This window comes from Halomonas sp. ND22Bw (assembly GCF_003011945.1).
Lineage (GTDB): Bacteria > Pseudomonadota > Gammaproteobacteria > Pseudomonadales > Halomonadaceae > Halomonas > Halomonas halophila.
Map to the genome: position 1 here is coordinate 1 of NZ_PXWD01000639.1, position 281 is coordinate 281.

The 281-nt window shown below is 64.1% G+C and carries 1 protein-coding gene; it reads left to right on the forward strand.

The features are described 5' to 3' along the window. Nucleotides 1-281, forward strand: a 281-nt coding sequence (locus tag CVH10_RS19710) for a condensation domain-containing protein (protein ID WP_146143131.1), incomplete at both ends; no start/stop codon positions are given.

The following is a 281-nucleotide window of genomic DNA, read 5'->3' on the forward strand; positions in this document are numbered from 1 at the left end:
TGGCGCTCTCTTTCCAGGCTGCACGCCCGACGACGTGGGAGCTACCGGGGCTGACCCTCGCCCCGATGACCGCGGAATTCGAACACGCGAACTTCGATCTGCAACTCAACATCACGGACACCGCCGACGGGCGACCGATGCGGTTGGAATTCGCCTACAACGCCGACCTGTTCGACGACGCGACCGTATGCGGCTTCGCCGAACGATACGTACGGGTACTCGAACAGGTCGCTAAGGACCCGGGAGCGCTTCTGGGCCGTATCGACCTCCTCGACGACGCC